Origin of the sequence: Treponema phagedenis, assembly GCF_008153345.1 — a bacterium.
In the GTDB taxonomy this organism is placed as follows: Bacteria; Spirochaetota; Spirochaetia; order Treponematales; family Treponemataceae; genus Treponema; species Treponema phagedenis.
Genome location: NZ_CP042818.1, coordinates 1,887,628 through 1,908,646, shown reverse-complemented (window position 1 = coordinate 1,908,646; position 21,019 = coordinate 1,887,628). Strand labels below are relative to the sequence as shown.

Genomic DNA, 21,019 nt, shown 5'->3' with positions numbered 1-21,019 from the left:
TCATGGCACCTCAGAAACTTGAGTCTTTAGCGATTTCAGCAAAAATCAACTCATTGGCTTTTAAACAGATAAAATTGCTCTCATGTTTTGTTTTAGAAATTGAGTTTAAACGGTAAAGTTTGTTTTTCTTCATCCTTTGCAACAAGTGTATTTGCGGAAATTATTTGTAAAAGTTCATCGGGAAACCCACAGCGGCTTATTAATGAATAACTGTCAATGTGCTGCTCGAGTAAGGTATTGACTACCGTCTTAACTAAAAAAGGGGCTTCCTTTTCTCGGATTTTTGAACCTTCTTCCTCTTTACGCTCTTTTCGCCGGCTTTGCCCGGTAAAAAAGGATATCTTTTGAGTATCTCCAATGAGTTTTAATGAATGAGCTCTCTTAACAATGGCGGCTTTGGAAAGGCCCCACTTTTTTTTTGTTTCAAGTAAAAATCTGTTATCAATTCCCCTGAATTCTCTTCTAAAAGATTCTTTAGGAAATAAAAAAGCCCCTGCAAATACATTTGCTTGCCTTTCTATCATTTTATAAAAGTCAAAGCTTTGAGTTTTTGTCTCATCAATACCCGAATGTAATATGATGTGTCCTAATTCATGGGCAAGCGTGAAGCGCATTCTGTCCCATGGGTAGTCAGTATTAATATATATAAACGGTTGCGATGCATACATACAGGAAAAACCATCTATTTCGATAATTGAATTATCGTACAAAAAAATAATAGCACCTCTATTTTCAAGAAAAATCATCAAATTTTGTATAGGCCCTAAGCCGGCATTAAACGTTTTTCGTAATGTTACTGCGACATCTTCAATATCTTCGCTTGATAATTCTTCACAAGAAATATCAATCGGCTTGATAGTACTTTCTTTAAAGGAAACATAACCTGAAAGCATAGCAATAAACTCAATTGAAAACTGCTTTAAAAGTTCCGCCCTCTGCTTCTCCTTTTTTTTAGTTGAGCTATTTTTTCGATATGAAATGCGGGCATTAGAGGTATCAAATGATGGTTTATAAAAAAATTCAATTGGAAAACCTAAAGCTTCGGCAAGCCGTATTTGAACAAAGGCATCAGGATTGCGCGCTCCTTTTTCATACAAACTGACAGAAGCCTTTGTAACGCCAAGCATTCCGGCTAAATAATCAAGCGTATAATTATTCCAATTTCTAGCCTGCGTTAGCCGCGCCGGATTAAAAATTTTCACGCCTTTTCCTTATAATTAATAGATAAATCTTTCATCTACAGCCTCCTATTTAATATTGACAGCATATCAACCTTTTATCAATTTTGTCAACACCATGTAAACAAAGCTTCCCATTTGCATATATAATAACCTTTTACATAAGATTATTAAAGGAAATTTTTTGTAAATATCTTGAGTAATTGACTTTATATAGAATATCAATAAACTTTAAGCAAATAAAAACAATTTTCGATAACATAATTGTAGCATTATTTTTTTTGGAGACAAAATGGCAAGAAAAGAGACAGTAACTGATTTATGGGTAAGCAAATTATTAGAAGAAGCGCGCATACCATTTTATCCGCAGGGTAGCAATATAAAAGAAATAGCAACCGCTTTAAAAACAGCATCTAAAAGCGGCACCGGCAAATCAGGCTTTCCTGAATATACGGCAGTAATAAAAGATTTTTTACTTGTCATTGAGGACAAAGCGGATATTGCAAAGCACGAAAAAAAAACAAAAAACAACACACTTGCCGATGACAAAGATGCAGTAGTCAATTATGCGGTAAACGGGGCAATCTTCTACGGTAAACACCTTGCCACTCATACAAATTATAAAAAAATACTATCAATCGGAATTTCCGGAGATGAAAAACGACATAAAATATCTCCCTTTTTTATTGATGAAAGAGGATATCATACAAAACTGCCTGAAATTGAAACTCTTATATCATTTAACGAACAAAATATTGACGAATATTATATTAAAGAAATATTAAAAGAAAGAACAGATTTTGAAAAAACAACCGCAGAGATATTAAGGGAAGCTCAAAGCCTGCATGAAGACTTGCGAAATTACGGCAGCATTCAAGATAAAGACAAGCCACTAGTTGTCTCCGGCATTTTACTTGCTTTGCGTGAAATTGAGTATCGCAATTTTGATATAAACAATCTTATCGGTGATAAAAAGAAAACAGACGGGCAAAAAATCTATAACGCAATAAAGGACAACTTAGCAAGGGCTAATGTTTCGCCTGAAGTAAAAAAAGACAAACTGCTTACTCAATTTGCGGTTATTAAAGATACCGCTAAAATAAACGAAGTGAATGTGGGACTTGGGAAAACACCATTAAAACATTATACCGAGTTTTTATACAAGAGCATTTATCAAAACATTAGATATAACACATCTGCTGAAGATTTTTTAGGAAGATTTTACGGGGAGTTCACGTCCTATTCTGGCGGAGACGGACAAGCACTCGGAATTATTTTAACTCCCCGTCATATAACAGAATTATTTTGCAATTTAGCCGACTTAAAACCTAATGATAAAGTTTTTGACCCCTGTTGCGGAACCGCAGGTTTTTTAATTGCAGCTATGCACAATATGCTTTTAAAGGCAAAAACACTTGATGAAAAAAATGACATCAAAAAAAAGCAGCTATTTGGTATAGAAATACAGAGCTATATGTTTACCATAGCTACTACGAATATGATTTTACGAGGAGACGGAAAAAGCAATCTATACAACAAAGATTTTTTAAACGAAAATCCTTTTGATCTGCAAAAAGAAGGCTATACTGTCGGTATGATGAACCCGCCGTATTCTCAAGGCTCAAAACAAAATCCTGATTTATATGAAATAGCTTTTACGGAACACCTACTCAATTCCGTTACCGAAGGAGGAAAAGTAATTGTTATTGTTCCGCAAAGCTCAATGACAGGCAAAACGACAGAAGAAAAAAACATAAAAACAAATATCCTAAAAAAACACACACTGGAAGGCGTAATTACCTTAAACAAAAATACTTTTTACGGTGTCGGCACAAATCCGTGCATTGCAATATTTACAGCACACATTCCGCATTCAGAAAATAAAGTATGTAAATTTATCAACTTTGAAGATGACGGATATGAGGTTGCAAAACATATCGGTTTAGTTGATAATGGAAGTGCTAAAGATAAAAAGCAACATTTATTGGATGTCTGGTTCGACAGAACAGACGCACCGACAAAGTTCTGCGTAAAAACAACGATTGAGCCAGATGATGAATGGCTACATTCCTTTTACTATTTTAATGATGAAATTCCTTCCGAAGAAGATTTTAGAAATACAATCGCCGACTATATTACCTTTGAAGTAAATATGATTACTCATGGCAGAGGTTATCTATTTGGTTTTGATGAAAAAGAAGTAAAAGAGGAGTATCCAAAATATAAAAATCACTTAAGCCTTAAAGTTGCGCAAGAGGATGGTGATTATAATGAGTAAAAGGTTGTCATTAAATGATGTAGAGTGGGGAGAGTTTAGAATTAAAGAATTATTTGATGTAAAAGGCACAGTCACTACGCACCCTTCTGTATTAATAGCAGGAGGAAAAACTCCTAGAATTACTTGCGCAGGCACTAATAATGCATTAGATAACTTTTATAAAAACAATCCAACAGAAAAAGGCGAAGTCTTAACGGTAGATAGTGCAACAGATGGATATGTCTTTTATCAGAAAAATGATTTTTTGGCAACAGATCACGTTGAGGTAATTTCGAGAAAAGATGATAAGCCTATTTCTAAAGAACTAGGTTTATTTTTAAAAAGTGTGATTGACAAGTCAAAGGGCGAAAAATTTGGGTATGGATATAAATTTAGTCAAACTAGGATTAGGCAACAAATCATAAAGATTCCTGTCGATCAAAACGGCGAGCCTAACTGGCAATTTATGGAAGATTACATCAAGCAGGAGCAAAAGATAATAGCTCAAAAAGTTATAGATTATTATGAACAAAAAATGCTTGAGACTGCTTTTGATTTGGTAGGTCTAGAAGATGTTAAGTGGAAGAATTTTAAACTTGGGTCATTATTTACGTTTGAAAGAAAACCGTCTAAAGGATTAAATCACTTGGATACAGACAAAAATAGAGGCATTAGTTATTTAGGAGCAACAAATAAAAATAATGGAGTTTTAGAATTTGTAGATCCAATTTCTAACTTAGTATATAGAGGTAATTGTATTGCCTTCATTCGAAATGGAGAAGGTTCAATGGGATATTCTGTATACAAGAAAGAAAACTTTATGGCAACTCAGGATATCTCAGTAGGATATAATGAGAATTTAAATCAATATAATGGCATGTTTATTACTACCGTTGCTGATAGAGTCAGAGGTAAGTATAATTTTGGGTATAAGAGAAATCAATCTCGTTTAGAAAATGAAATTTTAACACTTCCAGCAGATAAAAACGGCAATCCTCATTGGGAGTATATGAGTAAGTTTATGCAGAAGCTGGAAGTGGAAAAAATAAGCAATTTCCTTCCATATATATATATATATATATAGGTTAGCAATGCAATATAAAGAAAAAATGATACCGCTCGAGCAAAAAACTTGGTCGGAATTTTCTATAAGCCAATTATTTAATGTTTACACGGGAAGAGATATAATAATTTCAAAATTAGAAAAAGGTATATATCCTGTTGTATCTCACACAATAGAAAATAATGGAATAAATTTCTTTACTAAAAATTTAGAAAACAGAAGACTGTTCAAGCATGATAATACAATATCATTGGCAGATAGGGGTAATTTTCATTCATTTGTACAACCGCATAATTTTTATATTGGAACAAGAGTGAAAGCCCTAGAATATACCGCAGATAATCTTAATAAAGATGTTTTAATGTTTATCAGCCAAATGATAAATAAACAGAAAGTTAGATTTTCTTATGGATTTAATGCGACAGATAAAGTGGAAAATTTAAAAATAATGCTCCCTGTAACTATCGAAGGAAAACCTGATTACGACTACATGAAAAAATACATACCAATCCAAGAAATAAAAGAAATATACAAAGCTCTACAGTATTTACATACAAGCTACTAGACTCCGCCCCGCTATAAATTATACCACCATTTATTGACGTGTAAATACTGCATTTTCAATATATTCCGAAAAGCTTAATCTTCAGAGTTGATCATATCTTGCAAATGAGGACGGTATAAGGCTGGTAAATGTGCCGGAACAAGGAATTCATTTGCCTTATCTATATATACCTGCTGCATTTCCTTAAAAATGCTGTCTTCCAGTTCTTTGTTACTTTCATTTTCAAAATCACAAAATATAACCATATATTTTAAAGCCATTTCCGCCAGCGTTTCTTCATCTTCGGTTATTGTAAATACTATTGACTGAACAGCAAGAGCTTTATCGTGTTCTTTATCTTTCATTTCAGTCGCAACTTCTTTTGTAATGCTTAAATCTTTTTTAGGTAATCCATAGCTACTAAATCCTGCTTGTATTAAAAAGATATTCAGTATTTTCATTGTATACATCCTTCATTGTTTTGTAAAAATCATTAGGGAGACTTGTCATAGATTTTTTAACAAGCGCAACCGGCTTTTGAAAAATAGATGGTTTTGTTTTTTTTCTCCCGGTGTTTTCCTTAATACTTGATAGAATTTCGTTTATTTTTAAAGTTGGTTCACTCATGTTTATACGTTCTTTTTTAATGTCCTGATACATATACATATAGACAATACCAAGAGCTTTATGTTCTTTTTCCTTTAAATATTCATCAATCAGAGGTACCCCCTCAGTGAGAATCTTAGGAAAGCTATCAGTTTGCACCATAGTTTCTTTATAAAGCTTTTCATACTCTTCAACAGTCATATCACTAAATGTCTGTATCAATTGCTTTAAATATTTTGTTCCTGCATCCATAATCAGCTCCTTTCCTCACAAACAAGCTGCATGTTTTTAATACAACTCTTGTTTATAACACAAATCTGAATTTGCGGTCTTCGTACTATATGCCCAGTATCCTTAGCAGCATTTACGAACGCCCGTATAAAATCAATTGAATTATTTTCCTTTATTCGTATAAATACGTGCCAATCATTAAAATCCTCATCTTTATATTTTGATGCGGAATGCAACGCACGTGCGATTTTTAGTACCTTATCATATAACTTTCGATGTTCTACACAGTTACATAAATCTAAAAAATCATTGCTTTCAATTTCTGCGGAAAGTACTGAAATTTCCTTTTCTTTTTTGACATATAAAGCCCAGTGTCGTGCTTCTTCAATCCCATCACTGTAGCCTTTTAATGTACCAAAAAAATACACTCCATCACCCAACCATTGTTTGATACCAGTTGAAGCATTAAATCCATTTTTTAAAATGCTAGTAGCATTTTTAGTGCTTGTTCCATGATATCCTGTTATTTTCATATTATATGTTTAAACCTACCCCCATCAGATGCTTAACCACTCCAATCCTTACCTTATATTAACACAATAATAACAACCGCACAAGAGTAGTGTAACGCTTTGTTTTACATCTATCTTATAATTAATACGGCATAAAAACGGTTTTTTCAAGTATTTTTATCCTTAACGGATAAACAGAATCCATTATAGGAAAATTATTTTCTATTCGTTGACAACTGCCGATAAAGTCGTATACTTTTATAATTGACAATAAGCGGTAAATTGCGTATCATATTATCAGTGTCAGTACTCTAACAGCTTTTGGGATATATCGTTTTAAAAGGATTGTCATGTCATTTCAACAAAAAATAAATGAAAATGAACGAATAGCACAGGAATGTAAAAAGCTCAAGGCTTTTAATGTTGGAGCTTCTCGTGCATATTATTGTGCCTTCTTAAAGGCAAAAGACTATCTTATAGCTAATGGCATATCGAAACAAAAATATAAACAAATGGTGAAAAATAAAAAAGAGCGGGCGTATTCGCATGGGTCTATTCAAAAGGTCTTATACACTGTAAAAAGCACAAAGAATAATAAAATCGATTGGTCTACGTTATTTCTTTGTTGGGATAATCTATACAAACAACGTATAGTTGCTGATTATGATGAACAGTTAATTACGGAAGATAACTTTGATAAAATTCTTAGCGATTTACAGTTTGTATTAGCGATATTTTAAGTAAGGAAGAAGTTTTATGAGTAATAATAAAAAAATTATTTATGATATCAGGGAGCAACTAGCAAAAGAATTCAATATCATGGTTGAGTTGCGCCGTCTTAATAAATATAATGAGTATGAAATAACAATTTTTGATAAAAACCGCTACCATTCAAAGGAATTTGCATCTTTCGTATTCGAACTAAAGAAAAAATTATGGGATAATAATATTTATGGCGTTTATTTCACATTATCAATACCACAAAAATCAATACCTCAGAAACTAATAGTGCAAGAAAATTTAGATACATGTATCCAGCATAAATATAAAACGCATGAATACAAAACGAATATACCCATAAAGCAAGATACTTATAAAAAAGGAGAAAACGAATGGATCAGTCTAGCAGCATAAAATCAAGTTTTCAACTTATAGACTATAAAATTGATCAAATAAATTTTTCTCTCACGCCGGAAACTCAATTTCTTGCAGAGGATCACGGAAATAAGCTATTCGATATTGAATTTATGTTTAGAGACCCTCAAAAATTTATAGATAACGAAGAAACATATTACGTAAACGGTATACAGATGCTTCTAAAAGTCTTAGTCAATGAAGAAGTTATGGCAAATGGCACATTCTCGATATCAGGCTTGTTTAAAACAACAGGAGAATTTTCACAAGATATTGAACAAAGACTTGTCAAAGAACAAATACCGGCTATTTTATTCCCGTATTTACGTGCCGCTGTTACTAACATACTCGCATCAGCCGGTTTCGGAAGTGCTATCCTCCCTCTTGTCAATATTCAAAAGATGGCAGGATCATTGAACTTGGAAATAATCGAAAAAAAACATGACAATAAATAAAAAAGGCAGACCTCATCAGCCTGCCCCTTAGTTTTTACTGCTTCTTCGTAAACACTGCATCTTCAGCATACACCGGTGTACCGTCTTCTTTTACATCTGTTACCATCTTCTTAATTGTAATAGTTTGCTTATCCGCCGAGAGAGTGCCTGTTACAGGGTTGACGGTTTTTAGGGCGGCGGCGAGGCGGTTCTTCCATTGAAAAACTTCTTCCATTCTTTTTGAAATGTCTGCTTTCAGCTGTTCATCGGTCTGCGCCAATTTTGCGGTAATTTCATCAATTTGTTTTTGAAGGGCTTGCTTTTCTGTTTCATTTGTTTCTTTTTCTAACCGTTTCTTAAAATAATCGAGCGATTCCTTTTCTTGAGCACGTTCATGTTTAACAGCTCCGTCTAAACTTGAAAAATATTCTTTTTTTTGCTTCGCATCATTGAGAGCTTTTTGCATTTCTTTTTTACGTTTATCCGTAAGCCCTTCCTTATTCAGTTCTTTTTCACAGAATTCTATTGTATTCTGCGCCAATAACTGAAGTGCTTTTAAGTAATTTTCCACGTTTATATTTTCATATGCTTTAATTTGCCGTGAAAAATCAAAAGTAATAGTATTTCCGTCAACCGTATATTCAGCAATCTCGTTTGAAAAACAAGCTATATTGGTAGAGTCAGGCGATGAAAATCGTATTCGTTCTCCCTCCGGCGTAAAATACTCGCCATCAAGCATAGCGTTTTTTGAACCCCCGGTAACAATCAGCATATCCAATAAATCCTGCTTCTCCTGTTGTTCTTTTTTTTGCTGTTGTTGCTGTTCTTTTTCCTTTTCCACTCGTTCCTTCTCCGTTTTCTTTGTTCCATTCGGGTCGCAGCTTATGATCAGCGCACCAAAAGCCAGTAAACCAATTAAAAATATAATTTTTCTTTTCATAGATTTCTCCTTGTAAAAATATTAGATATAAATAGTTTATCATACTAATAGTTTATTTACAAGTAAGGAATTTACATAACGACAACGCGACCATTGATTCCTGCAGAACCTTCAACTGTTGCCTTACGTTTTTTCGTAGCAGCATAAGACTTCGCTGTATGCTTCGGGGGAAAAACATCACCTCTGGGACCTCCGCTTCCGCCTGAACCGCCTTTCCCATTTGCGCTGTTAAATACATGAGCGTTTCCGCCTCTTCCGCCGTTTCCGCCATCACCACTTTTTCCTAAACACCCCGCATTGTCATAATATCCTTCACCGCCTTTGCCGCCGTCTCCGCCATTGCCAGCTTGTGCATATTCATGTACAAGAGGGCTTTTCATCGTGCAATTATAACAACTATACACAGCTCCTCCGTCATATCCTGCTCCACCGTTATCACCAGACAATCTCGATGGTATTATACCTTTAAAAAAAGTATGATGTCCTCCCCCATATCCTCTACCGCCGTTTCCGCCGTACACAATAGCGCTACATCTATCTACTATGCACTCATAATATCCCATTGCGCTAGTTCCTGCTGTTCCCGGACTACCGTTTCCGCCACGCTCACCATCACCGCCATCAATTCCATTCCGCCCAGTCACATAAGCCGTGCAATTTATACAGGTACACTGCTCGAAGCCAAGCACCGTGCCATTATTAATTGTTCCCGTTACTTCTAAGTAGATATTCCGTACTATTCTGCCGGTGTCGTCTCCATCAATACCTACTCCAAAATAGGAACTGTCACTGAAAGATACAATTCCTACTTTAATTGTCGCCCCCAGTCCAATTACTTCTTGCGTGCCTATCAATGCAAGATTGATTGTCCCGGACCTGTTAAACGTTCCCTTCAAATATACATACGTATACGCCTTATTATTTGTTTGCGATAGCCAAGTGTTAAATTCTTCCTGATTGGTAATGAGTTTACTCATTAACACGCGCATGACAAAATCGGGGCTCCATTCGCGGGTAAGGAAGTTGACGTTTACAATGCTTTCGCCTGAGTTTTTGTCGGTGCTTGCAACCTGCATTCTGCCATTACCGTCGCGCATGGCAATGCGGTGGGCGGTTGGGTCGCTGGTTGCGCTGTGGACGTTGGTAGCGTTTATGTGGTTGGTTAAAACTTCGCCGACTCTGTTAATCTTGCTGTTGAGCGTTGTGTTAACCGTATCAATTTTTTTGTTGAGCGTTGTGTTAACCGTATTAGTTTTTTCATCCGCCGCAATAAGTGTTTCGGCAATGACAAGTAAGCCTTTTTTTATATTCTCTTTTGATTCTATTTTTTTATTATGCGGCAAGGAGATATCACTGTTTCCGCTTCCGTCATCAGGTCCGACCGGTATCAAATCTCCCCGCAATGTTTCGGCAATGGCACGTAAGCCTTTTTTGACATCATCGTAGGATTTTATTTCCTTGTTATACGGCAGCGGAATATCCGCATTGCCGACAAGGTCAATCGGGATTTTTTCGGCGCGCAATGCGTTTGGATCTTCCGGGCGTAGGTTGATATGGTCAAGCCGTATTACTCGTTCTTTTATGTCGCCGTCAGACTTGTGCATTTTGTAGAGCTGCTCATTGATTTCGGCAATGCTGCCAAGCCGGTAGGTGCGGGTGTGTTCCGCCGTCCAGCGGTAGTTATAATGCTCCGCCCGCCATGCTTTGTTGTCAAGGTTTATGCCTGCAATCCGTTTTTCTTCGGCTTTCTGGTTTTGTGCATTCTGGTTTGGTTTTGCCACCTTTGCATGTTGTACCCAAACCGAATCCGCCGCCTTTGCTTTTTCTATGACTTCTTCTTGCACTCTCCAGTCAAAATAGCAGCGGGCGGTTACAAAGCGCACATCGTCTTTTGTTATGGGCTGCATTTCATAAATCCAATTTGTTTCGTTCCGTTTAAAACATACCAGCACTTCGGCAATTTTTACCCGTTCGCTCCAAATGCTGCGCTCGTCGGGTATATTCGCGCTGGCATCAGCTGCGCGGGGTACCAGTGCACCAAAATCAACAAATAAGCGTACCGCTTGGCTTTGCCGCTTGTTAAAGGTACTTACCTGCATAGTATCGTTTTCGCCGACACGGTAACTTCCCCGCCATTCCGTTTGAAACTCATCCCATATCGGATCGCTCTTTTTTATATTCGCCGTTGTGCCGCTTGTCTCTTCTCCCGTATTGGCATTGCCGATATACACACTTTCAATTCGGTACAAATAATCTTCTTTATGCGTGAGAATAAAACTGCCTGAGCCGCTGCCTATTTCTATCTCGATGGGCTTATTATCTTTATCAAGTCCATCACTGATTAAAAGCCCGATTTTATTATTAAATGCCAAGATCGGCAAAAGGCGCAGCTGTTTATTGCCCGCATCAACTAAGCCGCCGCCGATAATAAAATCTTTTTCTTTTTTCCCGACATACTTAAGCTCGTTACTATTATTAAATCCCGCCTCATCGACAAGCGGCGTGTGTGTTGCCCCGATAGCATTAAGCAGCATGCTGAAATTGTCGAGAATACTCCTAAATCCGAATTCCATATCGCTTGCTTTTGCAATCTCATATGGATTAACCTTTACCGTTGTTAGTACCTTTCTGTCTTTGAACGCCATAACAACCTCCCGTTTGTTTTGTTCTTTGTATTTTTCGTATACTGTTTTGTACTGAATTCCTTACAAAACTGTAAAATTAAAGCCTTAAAACTCGTTGGCGAACCATAGGTAAAAATTCTAAGGGTTCGCCCGTGCTCAATTCTAAACGATGTTTAAAAGCATCAACACTGTTTTATAAAATTGAAGCTTTTAAACTCGTTGGCGAACCATAGGTAAAAATTCTAAGGGTTCGCCCGTGCGCCGTGTCGCTCTCTTTTTTATAATTTTTTTTTACGATTTGTTTTGCATCTTTTAACTTCCCCTCCGTGAGGAAATAATCGTAAATACTTTAACACCAACCGGTAGTAAGGAGTCAAGCAGTGCCGACACGTATAATAAATCAAGCCAGCGGATGTCCTCCGTCCAGTAGCCCCAGTGTTTGTCGTTAAAATCAATTTTAAGCCGCAGCCGTTCTCTTTTGCTTTCCGAGTCATCTGCAAACGGAAACCAAAATTTGTATTTGTCCAGTAAATCAAAGACAATAAACTCATTGTCCTTAAAGTTTTTTTCATCGTCTTTATCTTTCGGGTCCGCTACGTGCGGCGCAAAAAAGATTGAAAATAAATCCCGCATGCCGCCGTGCCCAATCAGTATTGAAAGTGATGGATACGGTACTTCCGGAAATAAGTTGATAAAATCAATGTCAACGTTTTTTTCGCACGTAAAGATACAATCGTATTCCCCGTCTTGTTCAAAATACAGGTGTTCCTGTATGTTTTCCCAATGCATGCCGCAACGGTAGGTTTTCGTAAAAATTGCCGCACCGTCTTTCCGCACAATTTTTAGATTGAGTTTTCCCTGCCATACGCCTTTGCTGTTTCGCATTGCTCCTCGAATAAAAAAATGCAGTGAGTAAATGCCTTTCGCTATGCGTACCGCCTGAGCGGTTTGTAATACGGTGTTGTTTATCATGCGAATGCCGTTCACGTTTACCAAGCTTGCCTGATCATTTAAATGCGGGCTTTTTTCTACCGGCAATCCGTCAACCTGCCACCCGTCAGAAATAAATTGATTTTTTAAAAGGTTTTTTTCTTGTTCGTTGGTAAACTCCATCACAAAGCAATCATCATTGTTAAAGTAATACCGCAGCGCATGCTCCGCATTCCATTTGGTGCCCCATACCGTATCAAGCGGCGCATCGTCATCAACCCGTATCATCATCGCTTTGTATTTATGTTTTGTTGATGAGTATGGTTCTTGCCGGCTTTTTTTAAGCCCTGAAAAAAAATTCAGCCCTTTTAATAAATGCGTTCCCTGATGGTTAAAGATTTCAGGTTGCCGATAATAATCGATAAAATCAAATAACTGACAAAGCGCATTTTCAATTGCCCCTTGCTCTTCCGCGTGCTCTTTTCCACTTGCCATAATCTTTTCATACACTTCGCCTCCGGTGTTGATGGCGCTTGCGGTATACTCTTTTAATCGTTTCCCTATCGGGTTTTTTTTCATTTCATAGCCTCCTTTGTTTACTACCTTGTGTTTTTTTTAATTCCTGCACAATTTTATTAAAAGACTTTAAAAGCAAGTCATACATATTATTACGGCGGTCTGTTTCTTCCTGTATTGCGGCTATATCCCACTTCAAAAGCATAAGCTGAATGCTTACCATGTTACACCTCGATACAAAATCCTTCGGCAAGGCTGCATTTTGCGCCCTTGCTTTTTTTTGTGAATGTGGTATACTTGTAGTGCAGGACTTGAGAGCTTTCTCTTGCTTCCTGGTTGGGTTGACCACCGACTCATCGCTTAGATGATGCTGCTCAGCCATTCGGTCGGGTTGGCTGTCTATATAGATAAGCTGACCGACCGTTTCTATTTTGTTTAAAACGTTACTTACATCCTTTTCATGTGTTGATATTGAAATATGCTGTCCGTCAATATCAATTACAACCGACTGCACTATTTTATTTTTTTTGTCCTTTATAAACGATTTTACATATAGGTTTGATTTTCTCCCGTCCCGCTCTTCTCGAATAATCGCTACAGGATTTTTTAACGTTGTGGCAACCGCACCCAATAAATAATTACGCCCAAGTGCTTGCAGTTTTTCAAATTGATGTTCTCCAAGTTTTACTGATCCTAAAGGCGTATCAATTCTATTTCTCGGAAACAGTTTATTATAATTTTCTCGGGTAAACGGAATATCCGGCATTGGAACCGCTTTATCCGTAAATACCGCTCGTAAACGCTGCCGTGTTTTATGCACTTCCTTGCTTACGGGTCCCTTATCCGTAAACCGTCCCGCCTCGTCTCGCGGGTGTTCCGCCTCATTAAAAGTCTTCTGCATTCGCTCTAATATTTCATGAAACTGCTGCTGCTCATCTGTTTGATGGGTCTCTCGCTCTCTTGCTTTTTTTTGTGAATCTGGTATACTAAAAGTGCGTGGTGGTGTATTCTCAGGGATACATGTTGCGTTAGATTTTCTAACCGCCATACCCAAGCCCTCGTTTTTGAGGGCTTTTTCTAATTCCATTACTTCAAGTGAATATATTTTATGTCCACTTATCCTAGCTTCCTTTACAGTAATATAAGCATTTGCTGCCACACCACTCGGCAATCTAAACCTGCAATTAAACCGCTTTATTGAAACAATATCCTTGCTGTTATTTTTATCTTTATACACTCCCCTTAAATCAGCTTTTTTAAATAATGGAACTATGTTACTTGCCGCATAAAAATGGTCATCAACAGTAAAGCCGTTTGCTTTTGTTTTTTCTATTGCTTTTTCACTTGAAATTTTATTTATACTTTCATTTGATATATACGCCGGTATTCCTGTTTTTTCATTTTTAATATCCTTTCCAACATAGTCTTTTAACTTCTCTTTTAATTTAAGCCGCTTTGCCCGCACATAACCGCCCTTTGAAGCAAACCTTCCCTCTTCATCGCGCGGGTGTTTGCCTTCTACAAAAGTCTTCTGCATAAGCTTTAACACTTCATGAAACTGCTGCTGCTCTGATAATCTTTTGAGAGTATGTATAATCTGTTTTGAAGCATCAGCGTCTATTACTATTCTCATACCGCTGCCTTATATTTCTGTACTCCAGTTATTTTTATAGAACTTCCAACCTTTCTCTTTTGCAGCTTTAAAGGCGGCTGCAAGTTCGGGAGGCTGCGTAAAATCCTTGTAGTTGCTATCGCCGTCTTTATATAACAATACCCTTCCATCTTTCTCTTTGCGTTCAGGCAAATCTTCAAAAAGTTTTTTGAAAACTTCGGCACTTAGTTTATTGTTGTTGCAGTCCAGTCGTTGCAGGCTTGTACAACCACTTACGTCTAATGAGATTAGTTTGTTGTTGTCGCAGTACAGCCATTGCAGGCTTGTACAACCGCTTGCGTTTAATGTGGTTAGCTGATTGTTGGAGCAGTCCAGCCATTGCAGGCTTGTACAACCGCTTGCGTTTAATGTGGTCAGTTTATTGTTGAAGCAGACCAGCTGTCGCAAACTTGTACATCCGCTTATGTTTAATGTGGTCAGTCGATTGTTGTCGCAGTCCAGCTCTTGTATGTCATACCCCTTAATGGTTATCTCTTCTGCGTTATTCTGGATACTAACTGTTTGATACGTGTCGCTTTGCATCTCCGCAATTTTCTTGCCGTCGTTCCACAGTTCACGCGGGCTGCCGTCTTTTGTTGTAACACGCAGATTAATACTATCCGCAGACGTTTTCATTCTTATAATGTTTTCTCTCTTTTTTTCGAATACAACCACGCCGTTACAGAGAGCCTTTTCTATCTCTACACCATTATATGTTAGTTCTGTTATTTCCGTTCCGTTTATCGTTATCATTATTCACCTTCCTCCCTGTACCTCTTATTTTCCTGTTTTAATAACAGGCGTAATAAACTCATGTTCAACATGCGGCAAGGCTTTAATGTATACATTGCTGCCTGCAATGCTGCCTTTCAGTTTAGGGCGCAATGGCCACCCGATACTATCTTTGCCTAAGTGGCTTAAATGTTTTTTCCAGTACTGCTCGTAAAACTCGGCGTATACATCAGGGCTAAAAGGTCCCCCATCGCACAACAAAAATTCATGGTGGTAATCCGTTCCGATAAAGCTGACAACCTCGCCTAAGCGGCTATAGTCTGCTGTTTCTACATAAGGCAAAAAAGGCTTTTTTTCATTGTCTTCACCTAAAAAAGCTAAATGCTCTTTCCAGTATTCGTAAAAGCGCGGATATTCGGCGGGCTCAAAACTTTTACCGTCAAGCTTTAAAAATGTTTTGTGCTCCTCATCATCATATATACCGAGTGTTGAACCTTCCGGAACCGATAAGCTGATAGCTTCTTCTGCCAACTCTTTAATTTGTTTATCGCCTGCAATGCGCGCTGTAGCTTCTATTTCATCTGCTTCTTTGCGTTCTTGTGCTTCTTGGGTTATTGCTTCTTCTGCAAACGTCTTAATTTCTGCATCCGCCTCTTTGCGCTCTTTTGCTTCCTTCTCATCAGCTTCTTTGCGCTCTTGTGCTTCCTGTGCAATTGCTTCTTCTGTAAACGTCTTAATTTCTGCATCCGCCTCTTTGCGCTCTTTTGTTTCCTTCTCATCAGCTTCTTTGCGCTCTTGTGCTTCCTGTGCAATTGCTTCTTCTGCAAATGTCTTAATTGCCGCATCCGCTTCTTTACGCTCCTTTGCTTCCTTATCAATTGCGGCAATGCGTTCCTGTATTTCTTTTTGCAAAGCCTCAAAAAAAACTTTATTTAAATCAGCAATCCCCAAATCGGTATATCCTTGCGCATATCGATACACGGCGGCATCATTTGCGATAAATGTTTTCCACACATACGCAAAGGCATTAAAAACAACATCAAAAACTTCTTTTATTTTTGCAGACTCGAAAATAGTAAACTCTAGGCGCTCGGTACCGACAAATGGAATAGTATACTCAAATGCTCCTGTTGCGGGATTTATGCTGCCCGCTTTTACTGCAATCTTTTTTCCAATCACAATATCATCACCGGTTAACATGTCGCCGCCTGAAAGCGCAAGGTTTGATTTTCCGACAACACCATCTTTTAGTGTTCCGTCCGGTTTATGGATTTTAAAAAAGCGCATTGCCGCTTTGCTCATCGGTGCAAGTGAGAAGGTTCTCATTGTTTCATTTGTCCAGCCTGCATTTTCTTCATTCTCAGCTAAGGCACTTACCGCAAAAATATCTTCTTTGCCGAACTTTGTCTGAGATGCTTTTACCGATATTTCACCTAGTTTTACACATTCTTCATCGCAGTACTTTGCAGTCCCTGAATTGTTTTCTCCGCTTATAACGGCAAGTGCAACCTTAAACGCTTGCCGCTTATTAAGCGGTTCTACCTTTGCAAACCCTGAGTTTTCTTGCCCTGTCTGTCCCGCATTTCCTCTTGCAACAAACCAACGGGCTCTGTTTTCTTTTTTAAAATCAACCCAACCTTTTTCGGTAATAAAAAGTACGTCTCTTCTATTTTTCGTTGCGTGGGCGGCTTTAAGTTCTACAATCGTTTCCGTGCCCTTACACAAAAGCCGTTGTGTTTTTTTGTTAAACGCAATAAAGGGGGAAACCCGTACGCTTAAGCTATCTTTTATCGGTGTAACCTGTCCGCCTATGATAAAATCATGTTCTGCCTGTACCGCTAAGCGTACAAGAAAGCTTGCATTATCGACAATCGATTGGAACCCTACGTCCATATCGCTTGCTTTTACAATTTCAAACGGATTTGTTTTAACAGTTGAAAAAAAATCTTGTATTGTCATTTACTACCCCTGTTGTTTTATTGTGATAAGCACATCTTCTTCTTTTACAACCAAGAGTTTATGCGACTCAGTTGCGGAAGGGTTTGCGCTGCCTTGCGGAAGGTTCATATCTTTAATGATTACATCGGTAACCCAATCAAACTGTCTGACGGCAAGAATTAAATCAGTGATAATAAGAGATTGACCTACTTCAAAGCCTTGAAAAAATTCTATAACCTTTTTTCGTACTCGTTCCTTTGCCTCTTCTTTATCAGGAAGAACAGAAAATATTTCAAGATTTAATTTATTGCCTTCCCCTTGAAACCGTCTGTCTGCAACAATGGGAGCGACAGCAAGATGAACACCCGCAGGTGTGTATCCGGGATTGTTATACGTGCCGTCTCCGCGTAATGTTTTGCGCACCTCATCAAGTAATGCCCCTGAACACTCTCCTTCTTTGTCGCAAACATACACCGCACAATTTACATTATGCTCTGTTATGGGGTTTCCGTCAAAATCTCGGGTGGGAATATCTTTTGGCGGCGCACATAATACCACGTTCACGTGATATGCTTTTGTGCTAAGAGCCGCTTCTTTTACCCCGTAAAAGTTTGTCCGTTGTAAGCCTCGTAAATAATTTACAAATCGCTTTCGCAGCTCCGGATCGGTTTCGGCGGAAGTACCGTTTTCAAACGGCCGTATATTTTTTACTCCCGCAATACTTGAATGTAAGCCGCTTAAAATAGTGTCAACGCTTTCAGATGGCACATTTCCTTTTTCTCCTATTTCTTTTGCTTCAGCAAAAATAGGCTTTGACTGTTCCGTCCCCTTATCTATCATTCCCGATTCTGTGGTAACAAAAACAGTATCACCGCAGGCAATTTCGGTTCCTACCGCTATATAAAGATGACTGGCTGCAGGTTTTCCTTTTTCGGTAAAAAAAACAACCTTCCCCTTTGCCTTAGTTCCTAAAAGCCTTTTTACGCCAAAAGCCCCTTCCACTAAATCTTGTAAGTATTTTGCATACCCTATTTGGCAATGCAAATACGCTTCAGCAATTAGCCGTGCAGTTGCCTCTAATAAAGAGCAAAGCACACTGCCTGAGTTAGCGTCCGTTGCGGTAAGTATTTTACCGAATACCTTTAGCTGCATTTCGGTGTAAATCTCATCAAAGGTTTTTATTTTATAATCAAAATCCATTCTTTTTTATCTCCTGTTCATCTTCCGTTATATAAGCTCGCTTAAAGAGCGCCGCTGTCCGCCAATATCGGTGTATTCTATATCAATTCGCAAAGCGTCCCCATCTCCTTTAAAAGAAACGCTCAACAATTCTTTAATACGCGATTCTTGTTTGAGTGTTTGAATTATGCTTGATAAAATATAAGCCGAGCCTGCACTTTCACTGTCGGGAATTGTTGTTTTAATTCCATAAAGTTGCAGCATCACTCGTTTATTAATATTTTCACGCAAGCGCATAAGTACCGCTTGCGATATGTTTCTTCTGCCGGTAACAAATTTAAAATCTGTTTGCAGATCGTTGAGTAAAATATTCCCGTTTTCGTCTAACGCAATATCGACCCCGTAATTATCGCGCTGTCCGCTTAAACCGATTATCCTATTTTGATAATTAGAAGCGCTTCGCTCCAGCACTGGGATTAGCACATTCTTTTGTCCGCGTGCGCTTAAATCATCAATACTGCCAGCGCTGTTTGCAGAAGCAATAATATACGCTTTGCTACTGTCTCCGTAATGATTTTGGGCGATGCTTTCAAAACTCATGCCATCGGTAATTAAACCTATTTGCATTCCATACGTGGTTATTGCAGCGCCACGTGCAACCGGTAATGTGTATTCTTTCGGTCGTTCCATTTGAGCAGAGACAGATAAGGCACATAGTTCATTGTAAATGCCGCTACACTGCAGCTGACTTAAGGCGTCAAGTTCTTCTATAGTAACTTCCCAATCTTCAAAAACGCCAGCAGGAATATAAAATTCTTTTTTACTCATTGCATGTATGTTGTTTGCCAATACGTTTATGTTGGTCATAAAATCAATAAGCATTGCCGCAACAAAATCACCCGTTTCAAAAATAAGTGCAGGTATTCCTTCTGCTCCGACTGTTTCTCGGTATAAGGCAATAGCTGAATGGCCAAGTTGAAAAGTGTCGTCAAGCAGTATCCTAAAGGCGTTAATAGTACCGCTTATCGCATACAGGGCAACTTCTTTACAGGCGGCGGCAAAACGCCTCGCCTCGTTGATTTTTTCTAAGACGGATTTAAAAAAACTCAAACTTTTTTCTAACTTTTGTAAATACTGTTCAATTGCATCAAAGGCCTTATTAAAATCAACTCCGAAGATTGTATTATAAAACACAAAGGTATCTTTGGCCGGAATGGCGGTAAACTCAATTGAATACGTATATACATTAGGCTTTTCTTTTGTTCGCTTTATTTTAAATTCGCCCGGATACACTTGCCAGCAAAAACTGTCAATCGTTTTTTTTCGTCTGCTCCTATTTGTATGTTTTGATAAATCATATAAAAGGATTTTTTTTCCAAGCGTGTTTATATTACCTTTGTATTTTTCAAGCAATGTTTTGAGCCTAAATATTTCTTCTTCGCCGGTAACATACTCACTCGCTCCGGTTGTATGGTACATTCGCCTAAGCTCATTATTTACCGTACTTCCTGAAAGCGTTATTTTAAGCGCATCATGACCATAGTCATCAATGACAAGTCCGCCAAAAGTTTTAGTTTCGGTTTTCCGTTGCGTTAAAACAAACTCTTCACTTTCAGGCGGTACCCCGAAGGCAAAAGACTCGGACGGGGAAGTATTATTGTCAACATAAAATTCAATGAGGTATACATTCTGCCATAATCCCTCTCGTAAATATCCTTGTCTCACTGCTTAACCTCCGTGCACTACCTTGTCATTTTTTATATTTGAAAAATCTTCTTTTACCATAGTGCCTATTACGGTTTTCATTGCGGTAGCTAAAGCAGCACCTCCATCATTAGGAACAGCAACCCACCCGTTAAAAGTATTTACCATTTTATCAATTCGTGCCGTCATCTTACCAAGCTGCGTTTTTAGTTCATCGGCTTTTACTATACCGCTTAAGTTTTCGCCGTTAAGGCTTATTTTTTTATCCGTTGCAGCCTTCACGGCAATATTGCCGTCTTTGTCAATTGTAATGTTTGCACCGAAAGCGTTTACACTCACTTCCTTTTTATTGTTATCATCAGCAATTGCAATCTTTACCTTTTCATTCGAAGAGGTAAGCTCAAGCTGTCCCGTTTTATAATTGTATTTTTCAATCCATTTTCCCGGTCGCACCCGAAGCCGCTCAACATTTTTTTCAGCTCGTTGTTCCTTTGTGCTCATAAATTTTTTTTGGTGTTCTTTTTCAAACATCGAAAGGCTTGAGCATAAAACAAAAGCGCCTTCAAAGGTGCCTGTAGGCATCAGCACAAAAACCCGTGCATTTTCAGGCGGTAAGTTTCTGCTTCCCGACATATAGTCCCCGTCTTTAAATTCACAAATCCATTCATCCAAGCTGGCAACCGGCACATCTTCCAATAACACACCGCCGGTAAGTCGAACATTCACCGCATTTCTTGTAGAGTCAACATCGGTTACTGTTCCCCACATGCCTATTCTCGGCACTGTATTTTGTAGCGGCACTTGCCCGGTAACCTGTCCGCTTCGCTCTCGTATTACAATTCTCAT

The 21,019-nt window shown here is 38.1% G+C and carries 19 protein-coding genes; 6 read left to right on the top strand and 13 right to left on the bottom strand.

The features are described from left to right. Positions 1-92: 92 nt before the first annotated feature. Positions 93-1,202, bottom strand: coding sequence for a helix-turn-helix domain-containing protein (locus FUT79_RS08450; RefSeq protein ID WP_044634565.1), 1,110 nt, complete (start codon positions 1,200-1,202; stop codon positions 93-95). Between the two features lie 268 nt (positions 1,203-1,470). On the opposite strand from FUT79_RS08450, the gene FUT79_RS08445 reads away from it, so the two are divergent. The 3 genes from FUT79_RS08445 to FUT79_RS08435 are packed head-to-tail and all read left to right on the top strand — an operon-like array spanning position 1,471 to position 5,063. After that, positions 1,471-3,456: an HsdM family class I SAM-dependent methyltransferase gene (locus FUT79_RS08445; protein ID WP_148889513.1), complete on the top strand. Its 1,986-nt coding sequence runs from the start codon at positions 1,471-1,473 to the stop codon at positions 3,454-3,456. Continuing rightward, on the top strand, positions 3,449-4,519 hold the full coding sequence (locus tag FUT79_RS08440) for a restriction endonuclease subunit S (protein ID WP_148889511.1): 1,071 nt from the start codon (positions 3,449-3,451) through the stop codon (positions 4,517-4,519). Before FUT79_RS08445 ends, FUT79_RS08440 begins: the two co-directional genes overlap by 8 nt. A 7-nt stretch (positions 4,520-4,526) precedes the next feature. Then, entirely contained in the window at positions 4,527-5,063 is a 537-nt protein-coding gene (locus FUT79_RS08435; protein ID WP_148879052.1) for a restriction endonuclease subunit S, read from the top strand. Positions 5,064-5,137: 74 nt separating this feature from the next. Here FUT79_RS08435 and FUT79_RS08430 read toward each other — a convergent pair whose 3' ends face one another. The 3 genes from FUT79_RS08430 to FUT79_RS08420 are packed head-to-tail and all read right to left on the bottom strand — an operon-like array spanning position 5,138 to position 6,412. After that, positions 5,138-5,503: a hypothetical protein gene (locus tag FUT79_RS08430; protein WP_024751707.1), complete on the bottom strand. Its 366-nt coding sequence runs from the start codon at positions 5,501-5,503 to the stop codon at positions 5,138-5,140. Beyond that, positions 5,463-5,900 (bottom strand): hypothetical protein, encoded by a 438-nt coding sequence (locus tag FUT79_RS08425; protein ID WP_044634567.1) that lies wholly within the window; start codon positions 5,898-5,900, stop codon positions 5,463-5,465. Before FUT79_RS08425 ends, FUT79_RS08430 begins: the two co-directional genes overlap by 41 nt. 2 nt (positions 5,901-5,902) lie before the next feature. Further along, complete coding sequence (locus tag FUT79_RS08420) at positions 5,903-6,412, bottom strand: poly(ADP-ribose) polymerase family protein (protein WP_024751705.1); 510 nt, start codon at positions 6,410-6,412, stop codon at positions 5,903-5,905. Between the two features lie 329 nt (positions 6,413-6,741). On the opposite strand from FUT79_RS08420, the gene FUT79_RS08415 reads away from it, so the two are divergent. From FUT79_RS08415 to FUT79_RS08405, 3 genes are read left to right on the top strand one after another with little or no spacing between them, the layout of a single operon-like run. Next, positions 6,742-7,131 (top strand): hypothetical protein, encoded by a 390-nt coding sequence (locus FUT79_RS08415; protein ID WP_024751704.1) that lies wholly within the window; start codon positions 6,742-6,744, stop codon positions 7,129-7,131. A gap of 16 nt (positions 7,132-7,147) precedes the next feature. Beyond that, positions 7,148-7,525, top strand: coding sequence for a hypothetical protein (locus FUT79_RS08410; protein ID WP_024751703.1), 378 nt, complete (start codon positions 7,148-7,150; stop codon positions 7,523-7,525). Continuing rightward, positions 7,504-7,980, top strand: a complete 477-nt coding sequence (locus FUT79_RS08405) for a protein-export chaperone SecB (protein WP_024751702.1) — start codon at positions 7,504-7,506, stop codon at positions 7,978-7,980. The genes FUT79_RS08410 and FUT79_RS08405 overlap by 22 nt, the downstream gene beginning before the upstream one ends. Positions 7,981-8,014: 34 nt before the next feature. Here FUT79_RS08405 and FUT79_RS08400 read toward each other — a convergent pair whose 3' ends face one another. From FUT79_RS08400 to FUT79_RS08360, 9 genes are all read right to left on the bottom strand, one after another. Continuing rightward, entirely contained in the window at positions 8,015-8,899 is an 885-nt protein-coding gene (locus FUT79_RS08400) for a hypothetical protein (RefSeq protein ID WP_148889509.1), read from the bottom strand. Between the two features lie 71 nt (positions 8,900-8,970). Further along, entirely contained in the window at positions 8,971-11,544 is a 2,574-nt protein-coding gene (locus FUT79_RS08395; RefSeq protein WP_148889507.1) for a hypothetical protein, read from the bottom strand. A 291-nt stretch (positions 11,545-11,835) separates the two neighbouring features. After that, positions 11,836-13,032, bottom strand: coding sequence for a hypothetical protein (locus FUT79_RS08390; protein ID WP_044634573.1), 1,197 nt, complete (start codon positions 13,030-13,032; stop codon positions 11,836-11,838). Between the two features lies 1 nt (position 13,033). Beyond that, positions 13,034-14,602, bottom strand: a complete 1,569-nt coding sequence (locus tag FUT79_RS08385; RefSeq protein WP_148889505.1) for an LPD3 domain-containing protein — start codon at positions 14,600-14,602, stop codon at positions 13,034-13,036. Positions 14,603-14,611: 9 nt separating this feature from the next. Continuing rightward, a complete protein-coding gene (locus tag FUT79_RS08380; protein ID WP_148889503.1) occupies positions 14,612-15,373 on the bottom strand; it encodes a leucine-rich repeat domain-containing protein in 762 nt (253 codons plus the stop codon). A gap of 24 nt (positions 15,374-15,397) precedes the next feature. Beyond that, positions 15,398-17,311, bottom strand: coding sequence for a hypothetical protein (locus FUT79_RS08375; protein ID WP_148889501.1), 1,914 nt, complete (start codon positions 17,309-17,311; stop codon positions 15,398-15,400). A 3-nt stretch (positions 17,312-17,314) separates the two neighbouring features. Next, positions 17,315-18,490, bottom strand: coding sequence for a baseplate J/gp47 family protein (locus tag FUT79_RS08370; protein WP_148883985.1), 1,176 nt, complete (start codon positions 18,488-18,490; stop codon positions 17,315-17,317). A gap of 27 nt (positions 18,491-18,517) precedes the next feature. Continuing rightward, positions 18,518-20,194 (bottom strand): hypothetical protein, encoded by a 1,677-nt coding sequence (locus FUT79_RS08365; RefSeq protein ID WP_044634575.1) that lies wholly within the window; start codon positions 20,192-20,194, stop codon positions 18,518-18,520. A gap of 3 nt (positions 20,195-20,197) precedes the next feature. Further along, positions 20,198-21,019, bottom strand: a complete 822-nt coding sequence (locus tag FUT79_RS08360) for a hypothetical protein (RefSeq protein WP_148889499.1) — start codon at positions 21,017-21,019, stop codon at positions 20,198-20,200.

Bases quoted from the DNA above. Each gene is read 5' to 3' on its own strand.
- FUT79_RS08380 (WP_148889503.1), bottom strand. From the start codon at position 15,373: ATGATAACGATAAACGGAACGGAAATAACAGAACTAACATATAATGGT.
- FUT79_RS08375 (WP_148889501.1), bottom strand. From the start codon at position 17,311: ATGACAATACAAGATTTTTTTTCAACTGTTAAAACAAATCCGTTTGAA.
- FUT79_RS08415 (WP_024751704.1), top strand. From the start codon at position 6,742: ATGTCATTTCAACAAAAAATAAATGAAAATGAACGAATAGCACAGGAA.
- FUT79_RS08400 (WP_148889509.1), bottom strand. From the start codon at position 8,899: ATGAAAAGAAAAATTATATTTTTAATTGGTTTACTGGCTTTTGGTGCG.
- FUT79_RS08385 (WP_148889505.1), bottom strand. From the start codon at position 14,602: ATGAGAATAGTAATAGACGCTGATGCTTCAAAACAGATTATACATACT.
- FUT79_RS08405 (WP_024751702.1), top strand. From the start codon at position 7,504: ATGGATCAGTCTAGCAGCATAAAATCAAGTTTTCAACTTATAGACTAT.
- FUT79_RS08445 (WP_148889513.1), top strand. From the start codon at position 1,471: ATGGCAAGAAAAGAGACAGTAACTGATTTATGGGTAAGCAAATTATTA.
- FUT79_RS08425 (WP_044634567.1), bottom strand. From the start codon at position 5,900: ATGGATGCAGGAACAAAATATTTAAAGCAATTGATACAGACATTTAGT.
- FUT79_RS08440 (WP_148889511.1), top strand. From the start codon at position 3,449: ATGAGTAAAAGGTTGTCATTAAATGATGTAGAGTGGGGAGAGTTTAGA.
- FUT79_RS08435 (WP_148879052.1), top strand. From the start codon at position 4,527: ATGCAATATAAAGAAAAAATGATACCGCTCGAGCAAAAAACTTGGTCG.
- FUT79_RS08420 (WP_024751705.1), bottom strand. From the start codon at position 6,412: ATGAAAATAACAGGATATCATGGAACAAGCACTAAAAATGCTACTAGC.
- FUT79_RS08430 (WP_024751707.1), bottom strand. From the start codon at position 5,503: ATGAAAATACTGAATATCTTTTTAATACAAGCAGGATTTAGTAGCTAT.
- FUT79_RS08390 (WP_044634573.1), bottom strand. From the start codon at position 13,032: ATGAAAAAAAACCCGATAGGGAAACGATTAAAAGAGTATACCGCAAGC.
- FUT79_RS08395 (WP_148889507.1), bottom strand. From the start codon at position 11,544: ATGGCGTTCAAAGACAGAAAGGTACTAACAACGGTAAAGGTTAATCCA.
- FUT79_RS08410 (WP_024751703.1), top strand. From the start codon at position 7,148: ATGAGTAATAATAAAAAAATTATTTATGATATCAGGGAGCAACTAGCA.
- FUT79_RS08360 (WP_148889499.1), bottom strand. From the start codon at position 21,019: ATGAGAATTGTAATACGAGAGCGAAGCGGACAGGTTACCGGGCAAGTG.
- FUT79_RS08370 (WP_148883985.1), bottom strand. From the start codon at position 18,490: ATGGATTTTGATTATAAAATAAAAACCTTTGATGAGATTTACACCGAA.